The sequence below is a fragment of the Rhizobium sp. RCC_161_2 genome, from assembly GCF_041355235.1.
GTDB lineage: Bacteria > Pseudomonadota > Alphaproteobacteria > Rhizobiales > Rhizobiaceae > Rhizobium.
Map to the genome: position 1 here is coordinate 583,997 of NZ_JBFUPL010000003.1, position 17,928 is coordinate 601,924.

A 17,928-nucleotide genomic window follows, 5' to 3' on the forward strand; every position below is an offset into this window, starting at 1 on the left:
CGTTTCGTTGAGAGGACATGATTGATGACAGCAGATCTGACCGCCGTCCCGCCCGATCACCCGAATGTCAAATTCGGCAAGGTTGGCGTGCTGCTTGTCAACCTCGGAACACCGGATGGCACCGACTACTCCTCCATGCGCCGCTACCTGCGTGAATTTCTGACGGACCGCCGCGTCATCGAGTGGTCTCGCTGGAAATGGTATCCGATCCTGTTCGGTATCGTACTCAACACTCGACCGCAGAAAGTCGGCAAGGCCTACGAGACGATCTGGAACAGAGAAAAAAACGAGAGCTTCCTCCGCACCTATACGCGCAATCAGTCCGATCTGATGGCCCAACGCCTGCGCGATCTACCCAACATCAGCGTCGATTGGGCCATGCGTTACGGTCAGCCCTCCATCGGCGACCGCATCCAGGCTCTAAAGGATCAAGGTTGCGAACGCATCGTGCTCTTTCCGCTGTATCCGCAATACGCGGCCGCAACGACGGCAACCGTCAATGACAAGGCATTCGAGAAACTGGCTAAGATGCGCTGGCAGCCGGCGATCCGCACCGTGCCGCAATACCATGACGACGACACCTACATCGAGGCACTTGCCAATTCCGTGACCCGGCATCTTTCAACACTGGACTGGAAGCCCGAAAAGATCCTCGCCTCTTTCCACGGCATACCGATGTCGTACTTCAAACTGGGCGATCCGTATTATTGTTTCTGTCAGAAAACCGGCCGGCTGCTGCGTGAAAAGCTCGGTCTTGCCGAGGATCAGTTCATGGTCACCTTCCAGTCCCGTTTCGGCCCGGAGGAATGGCTGCAGCCCTATACGGACAAGACGGTGGAAAGCCTTGCCAAAGAAGGCACCAAGCGTATCGCCGTCCTCAATCCCGGCTTCGTTTCCGACTGTCTGGAAACACTCGAGGAAATCGCCGAACAGGCGGCCGAATCCTTCCACCACAACGGCGGCGAGAAGTTCACGCATATCCCGTGCCTCAACGACGGCGAAGACGGCATGCGGGTGCTGGAGACGGTAGTGCGGCGGGAGCTGTCGGGCTGGGCCTGATCTGAACGGCCCAGCGCCGCCTCATTGCAGATGCGGCTTCCTCAGGAAACTGCTGCGGTCGGCCGACTTGACCCTTAGCCATGCCTCGCGGCCATTGCGCAGGACCCGCATGGGGATTTCCGCTCCGGCGGAGCCGCTTTCCCATATCTTGCGGTAGAAATCGGCAAGGCCGTCCACCTCGTCATCACGGATTTCGGAGATGACATCGCCTCGGCGCAAGCCCGCCTGTTCGGCGGGACCGCCCTCGGCCACGCTCATGACCACGACCTCGCCATCGCTTTCGGCGGAGAACGCCCCGAGCCAGGGCCTCGGCGGCTTGTTGACCTGACCCCGATTGAGCAGATCATCGAGAATGGGCGGCAAGAGATCGATCGGTACGACCATGTTGATATCGGCGCTTCCGCCGTCTTTTGCCGCCATCTGCAGGTGCAGCGAACCAATACCCAGAAGCTTGCCGTCGGCGTCGATGAGGGCAGCGCCTCCCCAGGAGGGATGAGCGGGCGCGGTGAAGATCGCTTCATCAAGCAGATATTCCCAATAACCGGCGAACTCCTGCTTGGCGACGATGTTCGCCTGCACGAACTGGCCGATACCATCGGCCATCATAACGGGATCGCCGATATCGGCTTTGGCGACGTTGCCGAAATCCAGCGGGGGAACATCAAGCCGTCCAAGCGCCTGCACCAGGCCGAAGCCGGTTTCCTGATCATAGGCCAGCGCATGGGCGGGAACCACGCGGCCGTCATTGGTCGTCAGCCAGACCTCCTCGGCCTCCGTGATCAGATAGCCGATGGTCAGCACCAGCCCGTTGTTCCGGATGACCACGCCGCTGCCCTCCCGGCGCGTGCCGAGCGATCCCGCCGTAAAGGCATCCTCTGGAATTTTGGAATGCACGGCCACGACCGAGCGCAAGGTCCTATCGATATTCATAGCTTCACCTGCTGATGCGCAATGCTTTGGCTCTGAAGACTGCATGACAGCCGAGCCGGATCTTTCCTTCCCCTAAGGTATGAAGATGCAGGGCCGGAGGCAAGACCTTGGCGAGATTGAATATCCTCGCTGCCGGGCGCGAAAGGTTGGATGTCGCAGACCATTTCACCCTTGCCGAGAACATGGTAACCCACCACATCTGATTGAGCTGCTTCGCGAGCCACTCGACCGTGGGCGTCAGAGATACAGCAACGCTTGGGAATGACGTCAGCCTCGCATCGTCCGGGGAACGTCGATGGAGGATTTTATGGTCATCGGTGGATTCAGCATCTTTGTAATTGCCCTGGTTGTCTTGATCATCCTGGTGCTGTTTGCAGGGATCAAGACCGTGCCGCAGGGATATCGCTACACGGTCCAGCGCTTCGGCCGCTACACCCGCACACTGGAGCCGGGCCTCAATCTGATCGTGCCTTTCATCGACACGCTCGGCGTGCGCATGAATGTGATGGAACAGGTGCTGGCGGTGCCCACTCAGGAGGTCATCACCAAGGACAATGCCAGCATTTCCACCGACGCCGTCGCCTTCTTCCAGGTGCTGAATGCGGCCCAGGCGGCCTATCAGATCACCAATCTCGAAAGTGCGATCCTCAACCTCACCAAGACCAATATCCGCTCTGTTATGGGTTCGATGGATCTCGATGAGCTGTTGTCCAATCGCGATGCCATCAATGAACGGCTGCTGCGCGTTGTCGACAACGCGGTCGAACCATGGGGCATCAAGGTGACCCGCGTCGAGATCAAGGACATTCAGCCGCCGAAGGATCTGGTCGACGCCATGGGTCGGCAGATGAAGGCGGAGCGCGAAAAGCGCGCCCAGGTTCTGGAAGCAGAAGGTCTGCGCGCCGCGCAAATCCTGCGTGCCGAAGGTGCGAAGCAATCGGCTGTGCTCCAGGCCGAGGGCCAGCGCGAAGCCGCCTTCCGCAACGCCGAGGCCCGCGAACGTCTGGCCGAAGCCGAAGCCAAGGCGACCCGCGTGGTCTCCGAGGCGATCGCCGAGGGCAATGTGCAGGCAATCAACTACTTCGTCGCGCAGAAATACACCGAGGCACTGACCGCGATCGGCACCGCCGGCAATTCCAAGATCGTGCTGATGCCGATGGAAGCCACCTCCATTCTCGGTTCGCTTGCCGGCATTGGGTCAATTGCCCGCGAGGTGTTCGGCGATAACGGCGATGGCACATCGCCGCAGTCCCCTCGTCCACGTTCCAGCCCGGCGCGCACCACACCCTCTATCAATCCGCTGACACCACGGGAGAGCTGATCCATGTTCGACAATCTCGTCGTTCAACTCGGCCCGTGGAGCTGGTGGGTACTGGGACTAGTGCTGCTCGCCGCCGAACTCGTATTGCCGGGCTTTTTCCTGATCTGGATCGGCCTTGCCGGCATTATCGTCGGCGCGCTGTCGCTGCTCTTCTGGGACAGCGCCTTCTGGGTCTGGCAGATGCAATGGCTTATCTTTGCGGCATCCGCCGCCACCGTCACCCTGCTCGGCCGCCGCTATGTCTATAATAACAGCCAGGTGACGGACGAGCCATTTCTCAACCAGCGCAGCGCCAGCCTCGTCGGTCGCACGGCAACGCTTGACGAGCCGATCACCGAAGGCCGCGGCCGCATCCGTCTGGAGGATACCTATTGGATCGTGACCGGGCCGGACCTGCCGGCCGGCACCCGCGTCAAGGTCGTCGCCAGCAACGGGCGCGACCTGACCGTCGAGGCCGCCTGATCAGGCGACGCCGATCCGCAGCAGATCGTGGAAATGGACGATGCCGATCGGCCGCTTGGTTTCGTCGACAACCATCAGCGCCGAGATATTGTAGCGGTTCAGCAACGCCATCGCGCCGGTCGCCAGCGTCGTTTCCTTCACCGTCTTCGGATTACGGGTCATTACCTCGTCAACCCGCATCTCCGCGAGGCTGCTGCCGAGATTACGGGCGATATCGCCATCGGTGATGATACCGCAAAGGCAACCGTCGTCATCGATCACACCGACGCAGCCGAAGCGCATATTCGAGAGCGTCATCGCGGCTTCCGGCATGCCGGTGCCCAGGCTGACCAGCGGAACGCGATCGCCCTTATGCATGATATCGACGACATGCGAGAGGCTCGCACCAAGCTTGCCGCCCGGATGGAAAGTGCGGAAATCCTGGGCGGTAAAACCGCGCGCTTCCAGCAACGCCACGACAAGCGCGTCGCCGATCGCAAGCTGCAACAGCGTCGACGTCGTCGGCGCCAATCCGTGCGGGCAGGCTTCCTGCTCCTTCGGCAGCAACAGGACCACGTCGGATTCACGCGCCAGCGTCGAGGTTTCGCCGGCGGTGATCGCGATCATCGGGATCGAGAAGCGGCGGGAATAGCTGATGATACCGCGCAGCTCGGCACTTTCGCCGCCCCATGATATGGCGATGATGACATCGTCCTGGGTGATCATGCCGAGATCGCCATGATTGGCTTCGACCGGATGCACGAAGAAAGACGGCGTTCCCGTGGAGGCGAACGAGGCAGCGAGCTTGTTGCCGATATGGCCGCTCTTGCCGACACCGGTGATGATGACGCGCCCATCGATGCCGCCGATCACCTCCACCGCTCGGCTGAAAGGCCCGGCCAAACCGTCGGCCAATGCGCGTTCCAGCGCTTCCAGCCCCTGCCTTTCGATCTCGATCGTCCGCATCGCGGATTCGATCGCACCGTTCTCGATGAATTTCACTGCTCTCTTATTCATGACGGAGGCCTACCGCTTTTCTCTATTTCTGTCCACCGGAGATCGTTTTCCCACAGCAAGGACCAAGCCTGTCATCCCCTACTCCTTATAATTCTCTGGCAAGGAAGCGTTAACCATGAGGCTTTAGGATTGGGTAAGAATTTAAGGCATTTCCAGTAAGATCAGACATAGGATCAAATGGACATCGGCAACAACAAGGCGGGTGGACGCTCCCTCCGGCTGACGGCATGCGCTGCATCCGCTCTGCTGGGCTGGGGCGTATTCGCCATGCCGATGCCTGTTCATGCGCAGTCGGCCGATGCCAGCCAGGCAGGATCGACCGACACCGATAGCCTCGATCTTCCCGCCACGACCACAACATCCACCAAGTCCAAGACGACCAAAGCAACGAACCAGAGTTCCACGAATACGGACACGCCAGTCAACGGTCGCCTGCGGCTCGGGGGCATCGACCCGACGACGACCGGCTCGACCCTCGACGACGATCTGCGCCGCGTCAATCTGCGCGAGACCGGCGTCGATGATCTGAGAGCTCGGCAATATCCGGACCGCGACGACGCGCAGGGCATACCGCTCGGCACCTTTACCCTGCGCCCCTCCATCAACCAGTCCGTCAATGTCGAGCGCAACCGCACCGGCTCCACCAATGACGACCACAGCTTCCTGCAGACCGACCTGCGCAGCACACTGACCTCGGATTGGGATCGGCACGCGCTGACCATCACCGGTGAAGGCGTCTGGCAGAAGAATCTCAGCGGCAGCGGCGCGGAGCAGCCGACCGTCAATCTCAACGCCGACCTGCGCCTCGACCTTCCGGCCGATACCGTCGCGCATATCACCGCCGGCTATCAATTCTTCCGCGAGGATACCAGCGACCCGAACGCCATTGCCAACGCCTCGAAGCAATCGGCCGTCAACCAGTTCAATACCGGCCTCTCGCTCGAGCGTGATTTTGGCGTGCTGCGCGGCACGACCGCCGTGGCGTTGACCCGCACTGTCTATTCCGACGCTGTGCTCTCGGACGGAACGCCGGTCACGCTCAGTGACCGCAACCAGACGGCAGGCACCTGGAGCGGCCGTATCGGTTATGAGCTGTCGCCAGCCCTCATTCCCTTCCTCGAAGCCGATCTCGGCCTCGCCGTATACGACCAGTCGCATGACAGCAACGGCTACGCCCGCTCGAACCAGAGCTTCGGCGGCAAGGCAGGCGTCGAGCTCGACCTCGGCGAGAAGATGAAGGGTGAACTCGGCTTTGGCTACCAACACACGGAATTCGACGATTCACGGCTCGCCGCGATCGATTCACCGACCGTCGACGGCAAGCTCGCCTGGTCGCCGCAGCGTGGCACCGATGTCAGCATCGGTCTTGCGACCACGGTGCAGCCGTCCACGACGGCAGGCGAAAGCGGCTATACCGCCTATCAGCTAACCAGCACCCTGAGCCACCAGCTGCGCGACGACCTCACCGCCAAGCTGAGCGGCGGCACGATCTGGCGCAATTATCCCTCCGACAGCTCTTTCGCCGACGAAACGGAATATGACGCAGCCCTCGGCTTCACCTGGGGCATCAACCGCTACCTCGATCTCACCAGCAACGTCGGCTACCAGCTGACGTCACGAAAGACGGGCGACGATACACGACAGGTCCAGGCGGGTGTGGGATTGACGGTGAAGAGGTAAACTCTCCCCGCCCTTTCGAAACTCTCGAGAGCGGGGAGAGAAGACTTTGATCGCCGTTACTTCAGCGCCGCGACCAGCGCCTTCAGTCCGTCTTCGACAGTCGGTCGGATATCCGCACGGGCGAGGGCAAAGGCGACGTTGGCGAGGATGAAGCCATCCTTGGCGCCACAGTCGAAGGTCTGGCCCTGGAAGTGATAACCGGCGAAATCCTGCTTCTGCGCAAGCTTCAGCATGCCGTCGGTCAACTGGATCTCGTTGCCCGCACCACGCTCCTGGCTCTCCAGGATCTCGAAAATCTCCGGCTGCAGGATGTAGCGGCCGTTGATGAAGAAATTCGACGGGGCAGTGCCCTTGGCCGGCTTTTCAACCATCCCGGTGATGCGGAAGCCATTGCCGATGGCGTCGCCGACGCCGACGATGCCGTATTTGTGGGTCTGATCCGGCGTGCATTCCTCGACCGCGATGACATTGCCGCCGCTGGTTTCATAGAGCTCGATCATGCCCTTCATGCAGCCCTTTTCGGCGCTCATGACCATGTCGGGCAGAAGCAGCGCGAACGGCTCGTCGCCGACGATTTCACGAGCGCACCAGACGGCGTGGCCGAGGCCGAGCGGTTCCTGCTGGCGCGTGAAGCTTGCCGTGCCGGCCTTCGGCAACAGGCCGCTCAGAAGCGTCAGCTCCGCGTTCTTGTTGCGCTGGCGCAATGTCTGCTCGAGCTCGAACTGAATGTCGAAATAGTCTTCGATGACATGCTTGCTACGGCCGGTCACGAACACGAAATGCTCGATGCCCGCCTCCATCGCCTCGTCGACGACGTATTGGATCACCGGCTTGTCGACGACGGTCAGCATTTCCTTCGGCACCGCCTTGGTAGCCGGCAAGAATCGCGTCCCGAGCCCGGCGACCGGAAATACTGCCTTACGCACCTTTTTATGCTGTCCCACTCATACCTCCTGGGGAATTAAATCGTTCTGCGCCAACATTATTTGAGGGTCAGTAGAATAAATTTGCGACTGTTTTGCAATGATGACTGACCCCGGCTTCCATGGTAAACAATTTGTTGACTTCATTCCTGTAATGTCATGCTTGGGCGACTGCTACGTGCATCGCCGCTCCGAAATCCAAGTATTGATGGACACGGCTGTAGATGACTTCAAACCGCAAACACTCCCTTCTTGGTCTCGCTCTGGCGCTCGCGCTTAGCGCCTTTGCGGGATTGACCCCCATTAACGCCAATGCGGACCCAGGGTTCCAAAAATGGATTGCGGGTTTCTACAGCACCGCCGCCAAGAGCGGCATTACGCAGTCGACCTATCGCAATGCATTTGCCGGCGTAACGGACCCCGACCCCACGGTCCTCGAAAAAGCGCAATACCAACCGGAATTCAAATCCCAGATCTGGGATTACCTGGATTCCCGCGTCAACCCCTATACCGTCGATGTTGGCCGCAAGATGGCGACCAAATACGGTTCCACACTGCGCTCACTTGAACAGCATTTCGGGGTGGACCGCAATATCATGCTCGCCATCTGGTCGATGGAATCAAATTACGGCGCAGTCCTTGCCAAGGAAGAGAAGCTCCATTACGTGCCGCGCGCGCTGGCGACGCTTGCCTATGCCGACCCGAAGCGCGCCAACTACGCCAAGAAACAATTGATCGCGGCGCTGAAAATCCTGCAGAATGGCGACATCTCGCGCAAGGAGCTGACCGGCTCCTGGGCCGGCGCCATGGGCCACACGCAATTTATCCCGACCAGCTACCTGCTCTATGCCGTCGATGCCGATGGCAGCGGCCACGCTGATATCTGGAATTCGGTTCCCGACGCGCTGGCAACGACGGCAAACCTTCTGGCCAAGAACGGCTGGAGCACCGGACATACCTGGGGCTATGAAGTGACCGTGCCTGCGGGTGGCAGCGCGCAGGCCGGCAAGACACGCACGCTCGCCCAATGGGCCGCCCTCGGCTTCGCCCGCCCGAACGGCAAGGGCTTCCGCCTGAACTCCGAACGCGCGCAGTTGAAGATGCCGGGTGGACCGAATGGGCCTGGCTTCCTGATGACCGGCAACTTCTTCACCATCAAGCGCTACAACGCCTCAGACAGCTACGCGATTGCCGTCGGCCTGCTCGCCGACCAACTCGCCGGCTATGGCGGCATGCAGCAATCCTGGCCGCGCCCGAGCGGCACGCTGGATGTGAAGCAGAAGTTCGAGTTGCAGACGCGGCTGAAGCAACTCGGCTATTATGACGGCGTTGTCGACGGCAATTTCGGCTCCGGCTCCAAGGCCGCCATTGCAGCGGTTCAGCAGCGCATCGGCATGGACGCCGATGGCGAACCCTCAATGAGCCTGTTGAACGCGCTGCGCAAATAGGTCGCCGCCGTCAACCATGAACCTTGGATCGGCTGGACGGCGGTGCCGTCCTCATGCGACCATGGGGCATTGAGCGGAAAAGAGCCCGATGAAAAAACGACCTGCCCGCACAATCATGGCTGCCGCGAAATCGACCCTCGCGACGCTTCTTGCCGTCTGTCTTACCCTTGCCTGCCTGCTGACGCCCGCCGAGGCGCAGGAGCGGTCGCGCAAGACGCTGCTCGACATATTGTTCGGCCGGTCCGAGCCGGATATTCCCGACCAGCCCTATGATCAGCCGGCCCCGAGGCGCTCGACGCAGCCGCGCAAACGGGTCGCACCACCGCCGAAGCCGCGCCTAGTGGTGGTTCAACCGGATACGCCGCCACCGGCGGAAAAACTGCCTGACGCCAAGACGATCCTCGTCGTCGGTGACTTCCTGGCAAGCGGCCTCGGCGACGGACTGGCAGACGCCCTTTCGACTTCGCCCGGCGTCGTTGTCCAGACCCGCGGCACCGTCGCCTCCGGTCTCGTGCGCCAGGACTATTACAATTGGCCGCAGCAACTCCCCACCATGCTGGATCAGCTGAAGCCGGCGGTCGTCGTCGTGATGATCGGCGCCAACGACCGCCAGCAGATCATCGGTGACGGCCTCAACGAAAAATATGGCACCGACCCCTGGTTCCTCGCCTATGAGGAGCGCGTGCAGCAATTCGCCAAGCTGGTGACGAACCGTCATATCCCCCTCATCTGGGTCGGCCTGCCGGCCTTCGGCTCGGATCAGTTGACCGAAGGCGCGGTGAAGCTCAATCAACTCTATCAGAGTCAGGTCGCAAGCGTCGGCGGCGAGTTCATCGATATCTGGGACGGGTTCACCGACCAGAACGGCGAGTTCATCGTCACCGGCTCCGACATCAACGGCCAGCAGGTGCGGCTCAGAACCGCCGACGGCGTCAATCTGACGGCGGCAGGCAAGCGCAAGGTCGCCTTCTATATCGAAAAGCCGGTGCGCCGGCTGCTGGGCGATCAGGCAAGCCCCGATATCACACGCCTCGACACCGGCAATCCGCTGGCGCCCGAACAGGCAAACCTGCCGGCGACGGAGACGGAAAAGATCACCCGCACCCAGCCGATGAGCATCTCCGACCCCAATCTCGACGGCGGTTCCCAGCTCCTCGGCGGCGCCCCCGCCCCGGTACCTACGACGCCCTCGCCCCGCGACCTCCTGGTCGAAAAAGGCCAGATGGCCCCGGCCCCGACAGGACGTGTCGATGATTATCGGCTGCCGGGGGGTGCAACAGCTACTCCGTAAAGAACCTTCAGAGATCAGTAGCACAACGGGCAATTTGGCATGGCAGAACCGCTTGCAGACCTTGGCTTGCCAGACGCCTTGGCAGATGGATGGACGCTGTCCACTCCCGAAGAGCAGAGTTTCAATGCGGATATATTGCGAGGCATCGGCCCACATTTTGAAGCGTGGACGGAGGCAAATGCACATGCCGTCGTCATCGCGCGCCATGGCAAACTGGTCTATGAGCGATATTTTACCGGCGATGACAAGGCGTGGGCGACGCCGCTCGGCCGCGTTGCCTATCATGCCGGCCTGAGGCACGATCTGCGCTCCATCACCAAGAGCATCGCCTCTCTGCTGATCGGCATTGCCGTCGAGAACGGCTGGATCAAGGATCTGGACACGCCGGTTTTCTCCTTCTTTCCCGATCACGACGATCTTCGTACGCCGGAGAAAGACAGGATCACGCTCCGCCATCTCCTGACGATGTCTGCCGGCCTCGCCTGGAGCGAAGACTTGCCTTACAGCAATCCGGCTAACAGCGAACGTTGTATGATGGCGGCCGCAGATCCGCACCGCTACGTTCTGGAACAACCGGTCGCTAGACCGGCGGGCTTCGTCTATACCTACAATGGCGGACTGACTGCCCTGCTTGGTGCCATTCTGCACAGGGTATCGGGCCGGCAGCCCGATCAGCTTGCGAAGGAATATCTTTTCTCCCCGCTGGGTATCGACGACGTGGAGTGGGTTCGCTACCCGAACGGTACTCCCAACGTCACCTCCGGCTTGCGCATGCGGCCGCGCGATGTCGCTAAGATCGGTCAGCTGGTCCTGAACAAAGGTATTTCGAGCAATACCAAAATCGTATCGCCCACCTGGACGGATCAGGCCACATCACCGCAAATCCAGGGGGAAGGCCTATACTTCTACGGATTCCAGTGGTGGCTTGGGCGCTCGCTGATTAATCGGCAAGAAGTCACCTGGACTGCGGCTGTCGGATGGGGCGGGCAAAGGCTCTACGTCATCCCAAGCCTGGGCATGACGGTTGTCGTACTGGCGGGCCTCTACGACAATCCCATGCTCCAGCCGGCGGTCGGAGATACCATTCTTCGGCGCTTCGTTCTCCCCGCAGCGATGAACGTCTAAACGAAAGGCCTCGCCGAAGCGAGGCCTTAGTCGTTCTCCAAATGCCAACCGCTTATCGCGGCAGCACCGTGGCGCCCATCAGGGCCTCGTCGATCGCGCGAGCGGCCTGGCGGCCTTCGCGGATGGCCCAGACGACCAGGGACTGACCTCGGCGGACGTCGCCGGCGGTCCAGAGCTTGTCGACCGAGGTCTTGTAGCTCTTGTCGTCGGCAACGACGTTGGTCGAGCCGCGCTTGTCGGTGTTGAGCGTCAGCTTGCCGTCGAGATCCTTGAGCACGCTGTCGGTGAACGGGCCGCGGAAGCCGATGGCGATAAAGGCGAGGTCGGCGCGGATAACGAATTCCGTACCGGCGATCGGCTTGCGGCGCTCATCCACTTCGCAGCACTTCACGCCGGTCAGCACGCCGTCTTCGCCGATGAACTCCAGTGTCGCGACCTGGAATTCACGCACGGCACCCTCGGCCTGCGAGGAGGAGGTCCGCATCTTCGTCGCCCAGAACGGCCAGACGGCGAGCTTGTCTTCCTTTTCCGGCGGCTGCGGGCGGATGTCGAGCTGGGTCACCTTGACGGCACCCTGACGGAAAGCCGTGCCGACGCAGTCAGATGCGGTATCGCCACCACCGACGACGACGATATGCTTGCCGCCGGCAAGGATCGGATCGGACGGCCAGCCGATGCTGTCAATGTTTTCGCGACCGACGCGGCGATTCTGCTGCACGAGATAGGGCATGGCGTCATGAACGCCGGCAAGCCCGACGCCGGGAATGCCGGCCTCACGCGGGGTTTCCGAGCCGCCGCAATAAAGAACGGCATCATAATCGGCCAGAAGCTCTTCCATTTTGACGTCGATGCCGACATTGACGCCGCAATGGAAGGTCACGCCCTCGCCCTTCATCTGCTCGACGCGGCGATCGATGAAGTTCTTCTCCATCTTGAAGTCCGGAATGCCGTAGCGCAGCAGCCCGCCAGCCTTCGACTCGCGCTCATAGAGATGAACCTCATGGCCGGCGCGGCCGAGCTGCTGGGCAGCAGCCATGCCGGCGGGGCCGGAGCCGATGACGGCGACTTTTTTACCGGTATGGACCGTGGCCGGCTGTGGGCGGATGAAGCCAAGCTCATAGGCCTTGTCGGCAATCGCCTGCTCGACCGTCTTGATCGCGACCGGCGCATCCTCAAGGTTCAGCGTGCAGGCTTCCTCGCAGGGCGCGGGGCAGACACGGCCGGTGAACTCGGGGAAGTTGTTGGTCGAATGCAGGTTGCGGATCGCCTCTTCCCAGTTGTTGTTGTAGACGAGGTCGTTCCAGTCCGGGATCTGGTTGTGCACCGGGCAGCCGGTCGGGCCGTGGCAATAGGGGATGCCACAGTCCATGCAGCGCGCTGCCTGTTTCTGCACTTCCGGGTCCGACATGGGGATCGTGAATTCGCGGAAATGCCGGATACGGTCCGACGCCGGCTGATACTTGCCAACCTGCCGGTCGATTTCCAAGAAGCCTGTTACCTTGCCCATGCTTTCGTTTCCTCACTCTAAAGAGGAGCCCGATGGCTCCCGTGCCTGAAGGCAAATCCCGCTGCCTTGTCCGGCACTGTAATTCAAATCTGATTCCGCTGTTCGACAGTCGCGACCGCCATTCCGGCGATCGCAATCAGGCGCGAAACCCTCGAATGGAAAGGGCGTTGCCGCGGATCACTCCGCCGCCACGCTCATCCGGTTCCGCTCCATGTCCTCAAGGGCGCGGCGGTATTCAACCGGCATGACCTTGCGGAATTTCGGACGGTAATCGGCCCAATGATCGATGATTTCCTTCGCACGCGTCGAACCGGTGTAGTGGAAATGGTTCGAAATGAGCTGGTAGAGCCGCTCCTCATCATGGCGCGTCATGTCGTCGGAGACGTCGACGCGTCCCTTGTGCATGAGGTCGCCACCGTGATGGTGCAGCTTCTCCAGCAATTCGTCCTCTTCCGGAACCGGCTCCAATTCGACCATCGCCATGTTGCAGCGACGGGCGAAATCGCCCTTCTCGTCGAGCACATAGGCAACGCCGCCCGACATGCCGGCTGCGAAGTTGCGGCCGGTTTCGCCGAGTACGACGACGACACCGCCGGTCATGTATTCGCAGCCATGGTCGCCCACACCTTCGACAACGGCGATGGCGCCGGAGTTGCGCACCGCGAAACGCTCGCCGGCAACGCCACGGAAGTAGCACTCGCCCTCGGTCGCGCCGTAAAGCACGGTGTTGCCGACGATGATCGAATGTTCGGCGAGGATCTTCGAGTTCTCCGGCGGACGGATGATGATGCGGCCGCCCGAAAGCCCCTTGCCGACATAGTCGTTGCCGTCACCGATGAGGTTGAAGGTGACGCCCCGCGCCAGGAACGCGCCGAACGACTGTCCGGCGGTGCCCCTCAGCGTAACGCTGATCGTATCGTCCTTCAAACCACGGGCACCGTAACGCTTGGCGACAGCGCCCGAGAGCATCGCGCCGGCCGAACGGTCGACGTTCTTGATGTCCACTTCGATGGCAACAGGCGTCTTGCTGGCAAGCGCCGGCTCAGCCTGCTCGATCAGCTTGCGGTCGAGAATGTCGTCGATCGGGTGCTTCTGCAGGGACGTCCAATAGGTCGCTTCCTTCGGCGCATCGACCTTGTGGAAGATGCGGCTGAAGTCGAGCCCTCTCGCCTTCCAATGGGCGAGCATGTCATCCTTCTCCAGCAGCTCCGAAGCGCCGATGACATCGTCCAGCCTGGCAAAGCCAAGCGAGGCGAGGATTTCGCGCACTTCCTGGGCGACGAAGAAGAAGTAGTTGATGACGTGCTCCGGCGTGCCCTTGAAGCGCTTGCGCAGGACCGGATCCTGCGTCGCGACACCCACCGGACAGGTGTTGAGGTGGCACTTGCGCATCATGATGCAGCCGGCCGCGATCAGCGGTGCGGTGGCAAAGCCGAACTCGTCCGCGCCGAGCAGCGCGCCGACGATGACGTCACGACCGGTCTTCAAGCCGCCGTCGACCTGCAGGGCGATGCGCGAACGCAGCCCGTTCAGCACCAGCGTCTGCTGTGTCTCGGCAAGGCCGATTTCCCAAGGCGAACCGGCATGCTTTAGCGAGGTGAGCGGCGAAGCGCCCGTACCACCGTCGAAGCCGGCGACGGTGATGTGATCGGCGCGCGCCTTGGCAACGCCAGCGGCAACCGTGCCGACGCCGACTTCCGAGACGAGCTTGACCGAGACATCGGCGGCCGGGTTGACGTTCTTCAGATCGAAGATCAGCTGCGCCAGGTCTTCGATCGAGTAGATGTCGTGATGCGGCGGCGGCGAGATCAGGCCGACACCCGGTGTCGAATGCCGGGTCTTGGCGACAGTCGCGTCGACCTTATGACCGGGCAACTGTCCGCCTTCGCCGGGCTTGGCACCCTGCGCGACCTTGATCTGCAGCACGTCGGCATTAACAAGATATTCGGTGGTGACGCCGAAGCGGCCAGACGCGATCTGCTTGATCGCAGAGCGTTCCGGGTTCGGCGAACCGTCGAAGAGCGGCATGTAACGGTCGGACTCTTCGCCGCCTTCGCCGGTGTTCGACTTGCCGCCGATCCGGTTCATGGCGATCGCCAGCGTCGTATGCGCCTCGCGGCTGATCGAGCCAAAGGACATGGCGCCCGTCGAGAAGCGCTTGACGATGTCGACAGCCGGCTCGACCTCATCGATCGAGATCGGCTTGCGGCCGAGCGCTTCCGCGCTCTTGATCTTGAACAGGCCACGGATGGTGTTCATCCGCAGTGCCGAGTCGTTGACCATATCCGCGAACTCGCGATAGCGGTCCTCGGCATTGCCGCGCACGGCATGCTGAAGAGCGGCCACCGCATCCGGCGTCCAGGCGTGGCTTTCGCCGCGCATACGGTAGGCATATTCGCCGCCGATCTCGAGCGTGCTTGCCAGGATCGGGTCGGCACCGAAGGCCGACTTGTGACGGGCGACGGTTTCCTCGGCAATGGTCTCGAGACCGATGCCTTCGATCATGGTCGCCGTGCCGAAGAAATACTTGTCGACCAGTTCTTCCTGGAGGCCGATCGCGTCGAAGATCTGCGCGCCGCAATAGGACTGATAGGTCGAAATGCCCATCTTCGACATGACCTTGAGGATGCCTTTGCCGACCGCCTTGATGTAGCGATAGACGACTTCGTTGGCATCGACTTCCTTCGGGAATTCGCCGCGCTGATGCATGTCGAGCAGCGTGTCGAAGGCGAGATAGGGGTTGATCGCCTCAGCGCCATAGCCGGCGAGCAGGCAGAAATGATGCACTTCGCGCGGCTCGCCGGTTTCGACGACGAGACCGACCGAGGTGCGCAGCCCCTTGCGGATCAGGTGATGGTGCACGGCAGCCGTCGCCAGCAGCGCCGGGATCGCGATGCGATCCGGTCCGATCTGGCGGTCGGACAGCACGATGATGTTGTAGCCGCCGCGAACGGCCGCTTCGGCACGCTCGCACAGACGGTCGAGCATTTCCGGCATGCCTTCGGCGCCACGATCGACATCATAGGTGAAGTCGAGCGTCTTGGTGTCGAAGCGATCTTCCGTGTGGCCGATCGAGCGGATCTTTTCCAGATCGCCATTGGTCAGGATCGGCTGGCGCACTTCCAGCCGCTTGGCGTTGGCCATGCCGGTATGGTCGAGCAGGTTCGGACGCGGGCCGATGAAGGAGACAAGGCTCATCACCAGCTCTTCGCGGATCGGATCGATCGGCGGGTTCGTTACCTGCGCGAAGTTCTGCTTGAAATAGGTGTAAAGCAGCTTCGGCTTGTCGGACATGGCCGAGATCGGCGTGTCCGTGCCCATGGAGCCGATCGCCTCCTGCCCGGTCGTCGCCATCGGCGACATCAGGAGCTTGGTGTCTTCCAGCGTATAGCCGAAGGCCTGCTGACGATCGAGCAGCGACACGTCGCGGCGCAGTGCCCGCGGCTCCACCGGCTTCAGGTCTTCCAGGATCAGCTGCGTGCGCTTGAGCCAGCTCTGATAGGGATGCTTGCTGGCAAGCTCGGACTTCACCTCGTCATCGGAGATGATGCGGCCCTTTTCCATATCGATCAGCAGCATCTTGCCCGGCTGCAGGCGCCACTTCTGAATGATCTTCTCTTCCTCGACCGGCAGAACACCGGCTTCCGACGCCATGATGATGCGATCGTCATTGGTGACGAGGTAGCGGGCCGGACGCAGGCCGTTACGGTCGAGCGTCGCGCCGATCTGCTTGCCGTCGGTGAAGGCGACGGCGGCAGGGCCATCCCACGGTTCCATCAGGGCGGCATGATACTCGTAGAACGCCTTGCGCTCGGCAGCCATCAGCTGGTTGCCGGCCCATGCCTCAGGAATGAGCATCATCATGGCATGCGCCATGGAGTAGCCGCCGCGCACGAGGAATTCGAGCGCGTTGTCGAAACAGGCGGTGTCCGACTGTCCCTCATAGGAGATCGGCCAGAGCTTGGAGATATCCTCGCCGAACAGCGGCGAAGACACAGACGCCTGACGCGCCGCCATCCAGTTGACGTTGCCGCGCAGCGTGTTGATTTCGCCGTTATGGGCGACCATGCGATACGGATGCGCGAGCTTCCACGACGGGAAGGTGTTGGTCGAGAAGCGCTGGTGCACGAGGGCGACCGCCGTCTCGAAACGAGGGTCAGCCAAGTCTTTATAATAGGCGCCCACCTGATAAGCGAGGAACATGCCCTTGTAGACAATGGTCGAGCTCGACAGCGACACAGGATAGAAGCTGCTCTCTTCGCCCTCATATTCCGCGTAGATGCGGTTGGAGATCACCTTGCGCAGGGTGAACAGGCGGCGCTCGAATTCCTCGTTCGTGCCGGCATCGCGGCCAGCGCCGATGAAGACCTGCACATGATGCGGCTCGGTGGCGGCAATATCAGCTGCCTTCGACAACGAGGAATTGTCGACCGGCACGTCACGGAAGCCGATCAGGACCTGGCCTTCCTCGGTAACCACCTGCTTGATGGCGGTCTTGAAATGCTCGATCAGCGCTTCGTCGCGCGGCAGGAAGAAATGGCCGACGCCATACTCGCCCGCCTTCGGCAGGGTGATGCCCTGCAGGGCCATTTCCTCACGGAAGAAACGATCCGGAATCTGCACGAGAATACCCGCGCCGTCGCCCATCAGCGGATCTGCGCCGACGGCGCCGCGATGCGTCAGGTTCTCGAGAATGAACAGGCCGTCGCGCACGATCTGGTGCGACTTCTGGCCCTTCATATGCGCGACGAAGCCGACGCCGCAGGCATCATGCTCGTTGCGCGGATCGTAGAGGCCTTGCTTCCGTGGGATGCCGGCGGCGCGTTTCGACGTTTTGGCCGCAGCGACAGCATTGGCTGCAGCGATCTGGTCAAAAGTCATGGACGGCGTCCTGTTCGTCATCGTCTTCCCTCCGGTAAGGCCCGCGGCGCGGGCGATCCTTCGTCCCGCGTCGCCCCGTTACCCGGTCCGACGCGCGACAGCGCTGTTGCATTATGAAGATCCGGTCGCAAACCTGGCCCACGGTGGAGCCTGTCGTCAGCGTTCCGCGCCTTGCTATTCCACCGCCACTCCACCCCTTACCTTGAAGGCTTAAAAGGGCGTGCTCTTGGTAACTATAGCTCGAAATCCCGACATCGTCAGGACCCCTGGCGCATCTTCGGCCTCGGTGGCCAAAATAGGACAGC

Annotated in this window: 12 protein-coding genes; 7 read left to right on the top strand and 5 right to left on the bottom strand. The window is 61.5% G+C overall.

Features of this window, described 5'->3' with window-relative positions:
- Positions 1-24 precede the first annotated feature (24 nt).
- On the top strand, positions 25-1,059 hold the full coding sequence (gene hemH / locus AB6803_RS10705) for a ferrochelatase (protein WP_371108845.1): 1,035 nt from the start codon (positions 25-27) through the stop codon (positions 1,057-1,059).
- Between the two features lie 21 nt (positions 1,060-1,080).
- Here the strand turns inward: hemH and AB6803_RS10710 are convergent, their stop codons facing one another.
- Entirely contained in the window at positions 1,081-1,989 is a 909-nt protein-coding gene (locus tag AB6803_RS10710) for a S1C family serine protease (protein ID WP_371108846.1), read from the bottom strand.
- 307 nt (positions 1,990-2,296) lie between these two features.
- Between AB6803_RS10710 and AB6803_RS10715 the strand changes: the two genes are divergently transcribed.
- A complete protein-coding gene (locus AB6803_RS10715; protein WP_371108847.1) occupies positions 2,297-3,310 on the top strand; it encodes an SPFH domain-containing protein in 1,014 nt (337 codons plus the stop codon).
- Positions 3,311-3,313: 3 nt separating this feature from the next.
- Positions 3,314-3,772 carry an NfeD family protein gene (locus AB6803_RS10720; RefSeq protein ID WP_371108848.1) on the top strand — a complete coding sequence of 153 codons (459 nt, stop codon included), beginning with the start codon at positions 3,314-3,316 and terminating at the stop codon, positions 3,770-3,772.
- Here the strand turns inward: AB6803_RS10720 and AB6803_RS10725 are convergent, their stop codons facing one another.
- The gene (locus AB6803_RS10725; protein ID WP_371108849.1) at positions 3,773-4,768 is read right to left on the bottom strand and encodes an SIS domain-containing protein; all 996 of its coding nucleotides are present in this window, start codon (positions 4,766-4,768) and stop codon (positions 3,773-3,775) included.
- 177 nt (positions 4,769-4,945) lie between these two features.
- Here AB6803_RS10725 and AB6803_RS10730 point away from each other — a divergent pair, with 177 nt between their 5' ends.
- Positions 4,946-6,448, top strand: a complete 1,503-nt coding sequence (locus AB6803_RS10730) for an outer membrane beta-barrel protein (RefSeq protein ID WP_371108850.1) — start codon at positions 4,946-4,948, stop codon at positions 6,446-6,448.
- A 56-nt stretch (positions 6,449-6,504) separates the two neighbouring features.
- Here AB6803_RS10730 and galU read toward each other — a convergent pair whose 3' ends face one another.
- The gene (gene galU / locus AB6803_RS10735) at positions 6,505-7,392 is read right to left on the bottom strand and encodes a UTP--glucose-1-phosphate uridylyltransferase GalU (protein ID WP_371108851.1); all 888 of its coding nucleotides are present in this window, start codon (positions 7,390-7,392) and stop codon (positions 6,505-6,507) included.
- 203 nt (positions 7,393-7,595) lie between these two features.
- On the opposite strand from galU, the gene AB6803_RS10740 reads away from it, so the two are divergent.
- From AB6803_RS10740 to AB6803_RS10750, 3 genes are all read left to right on the top strand, one after another.
- Positions 7,596-8,819, top strand: a complete 1,224-nt coding sequence (locus AB6803_RS10740; protein WP_371108852.1) for a lytic murein transglycosylase — start codon at positions 7,596-7,598, stop codon at positions 8,817-8,819.
- A gap of 88 nt (positions 8,820-8,907) precedes the next feature.
- A complete protein-coding gene (locus tag AB6803_RS10745) occupies positions 8,908-10,110 on the top strand; it encodes a DUF459 domain-containing protein (protein WP_371108853.1) in 1,203 nt (400 codons plus the stop codon).
- 39 nt (positions 10,111-10,149) lie between these two features.
- Positions 10,150-11,235, top strand: coding sequence for a serine hydrolase domain-containing protein (locus AB6803_RS10750; RefSeq protein WP_371108854.1), 1,086 nt, complete (start codon positions 10,150-10,152; stop codon positions 11,233-11,235).
- A 52-nt stretch (positions 11,236-11,287) separates the two neighbouring features.
- Here AB6803_RS10750 and AB6803_RS10755 read toward each other — a convergent pair whose 3' ends face one another.
- Complete coding sequence (locus AB6803_RS10755; protein ID WP_371108855.1) at positions 11,288-12,742, bottom strand: glutamate synthase subunit beta; 1,455 nt, start codon at positions 12,740-12,742, stop codon at positions 11,288-11,290.
- 177 nt (positions 12,743-12,919) lie between these two features.
- Positions 12,920-17,644: a glutamate synthase large subunit gene (gene gltB, locus AB6803_RS10760; protein ID WP_371108856.1), complete on the bottom strand. Its 4,725-nt coding sequence runs from the start codon at positions 17,642-17,644 to the stop codon at positions 12,920-12,922.
- Between the last annotated feature and the right edge of the window lie 284 nt (positions 17,645-17,928).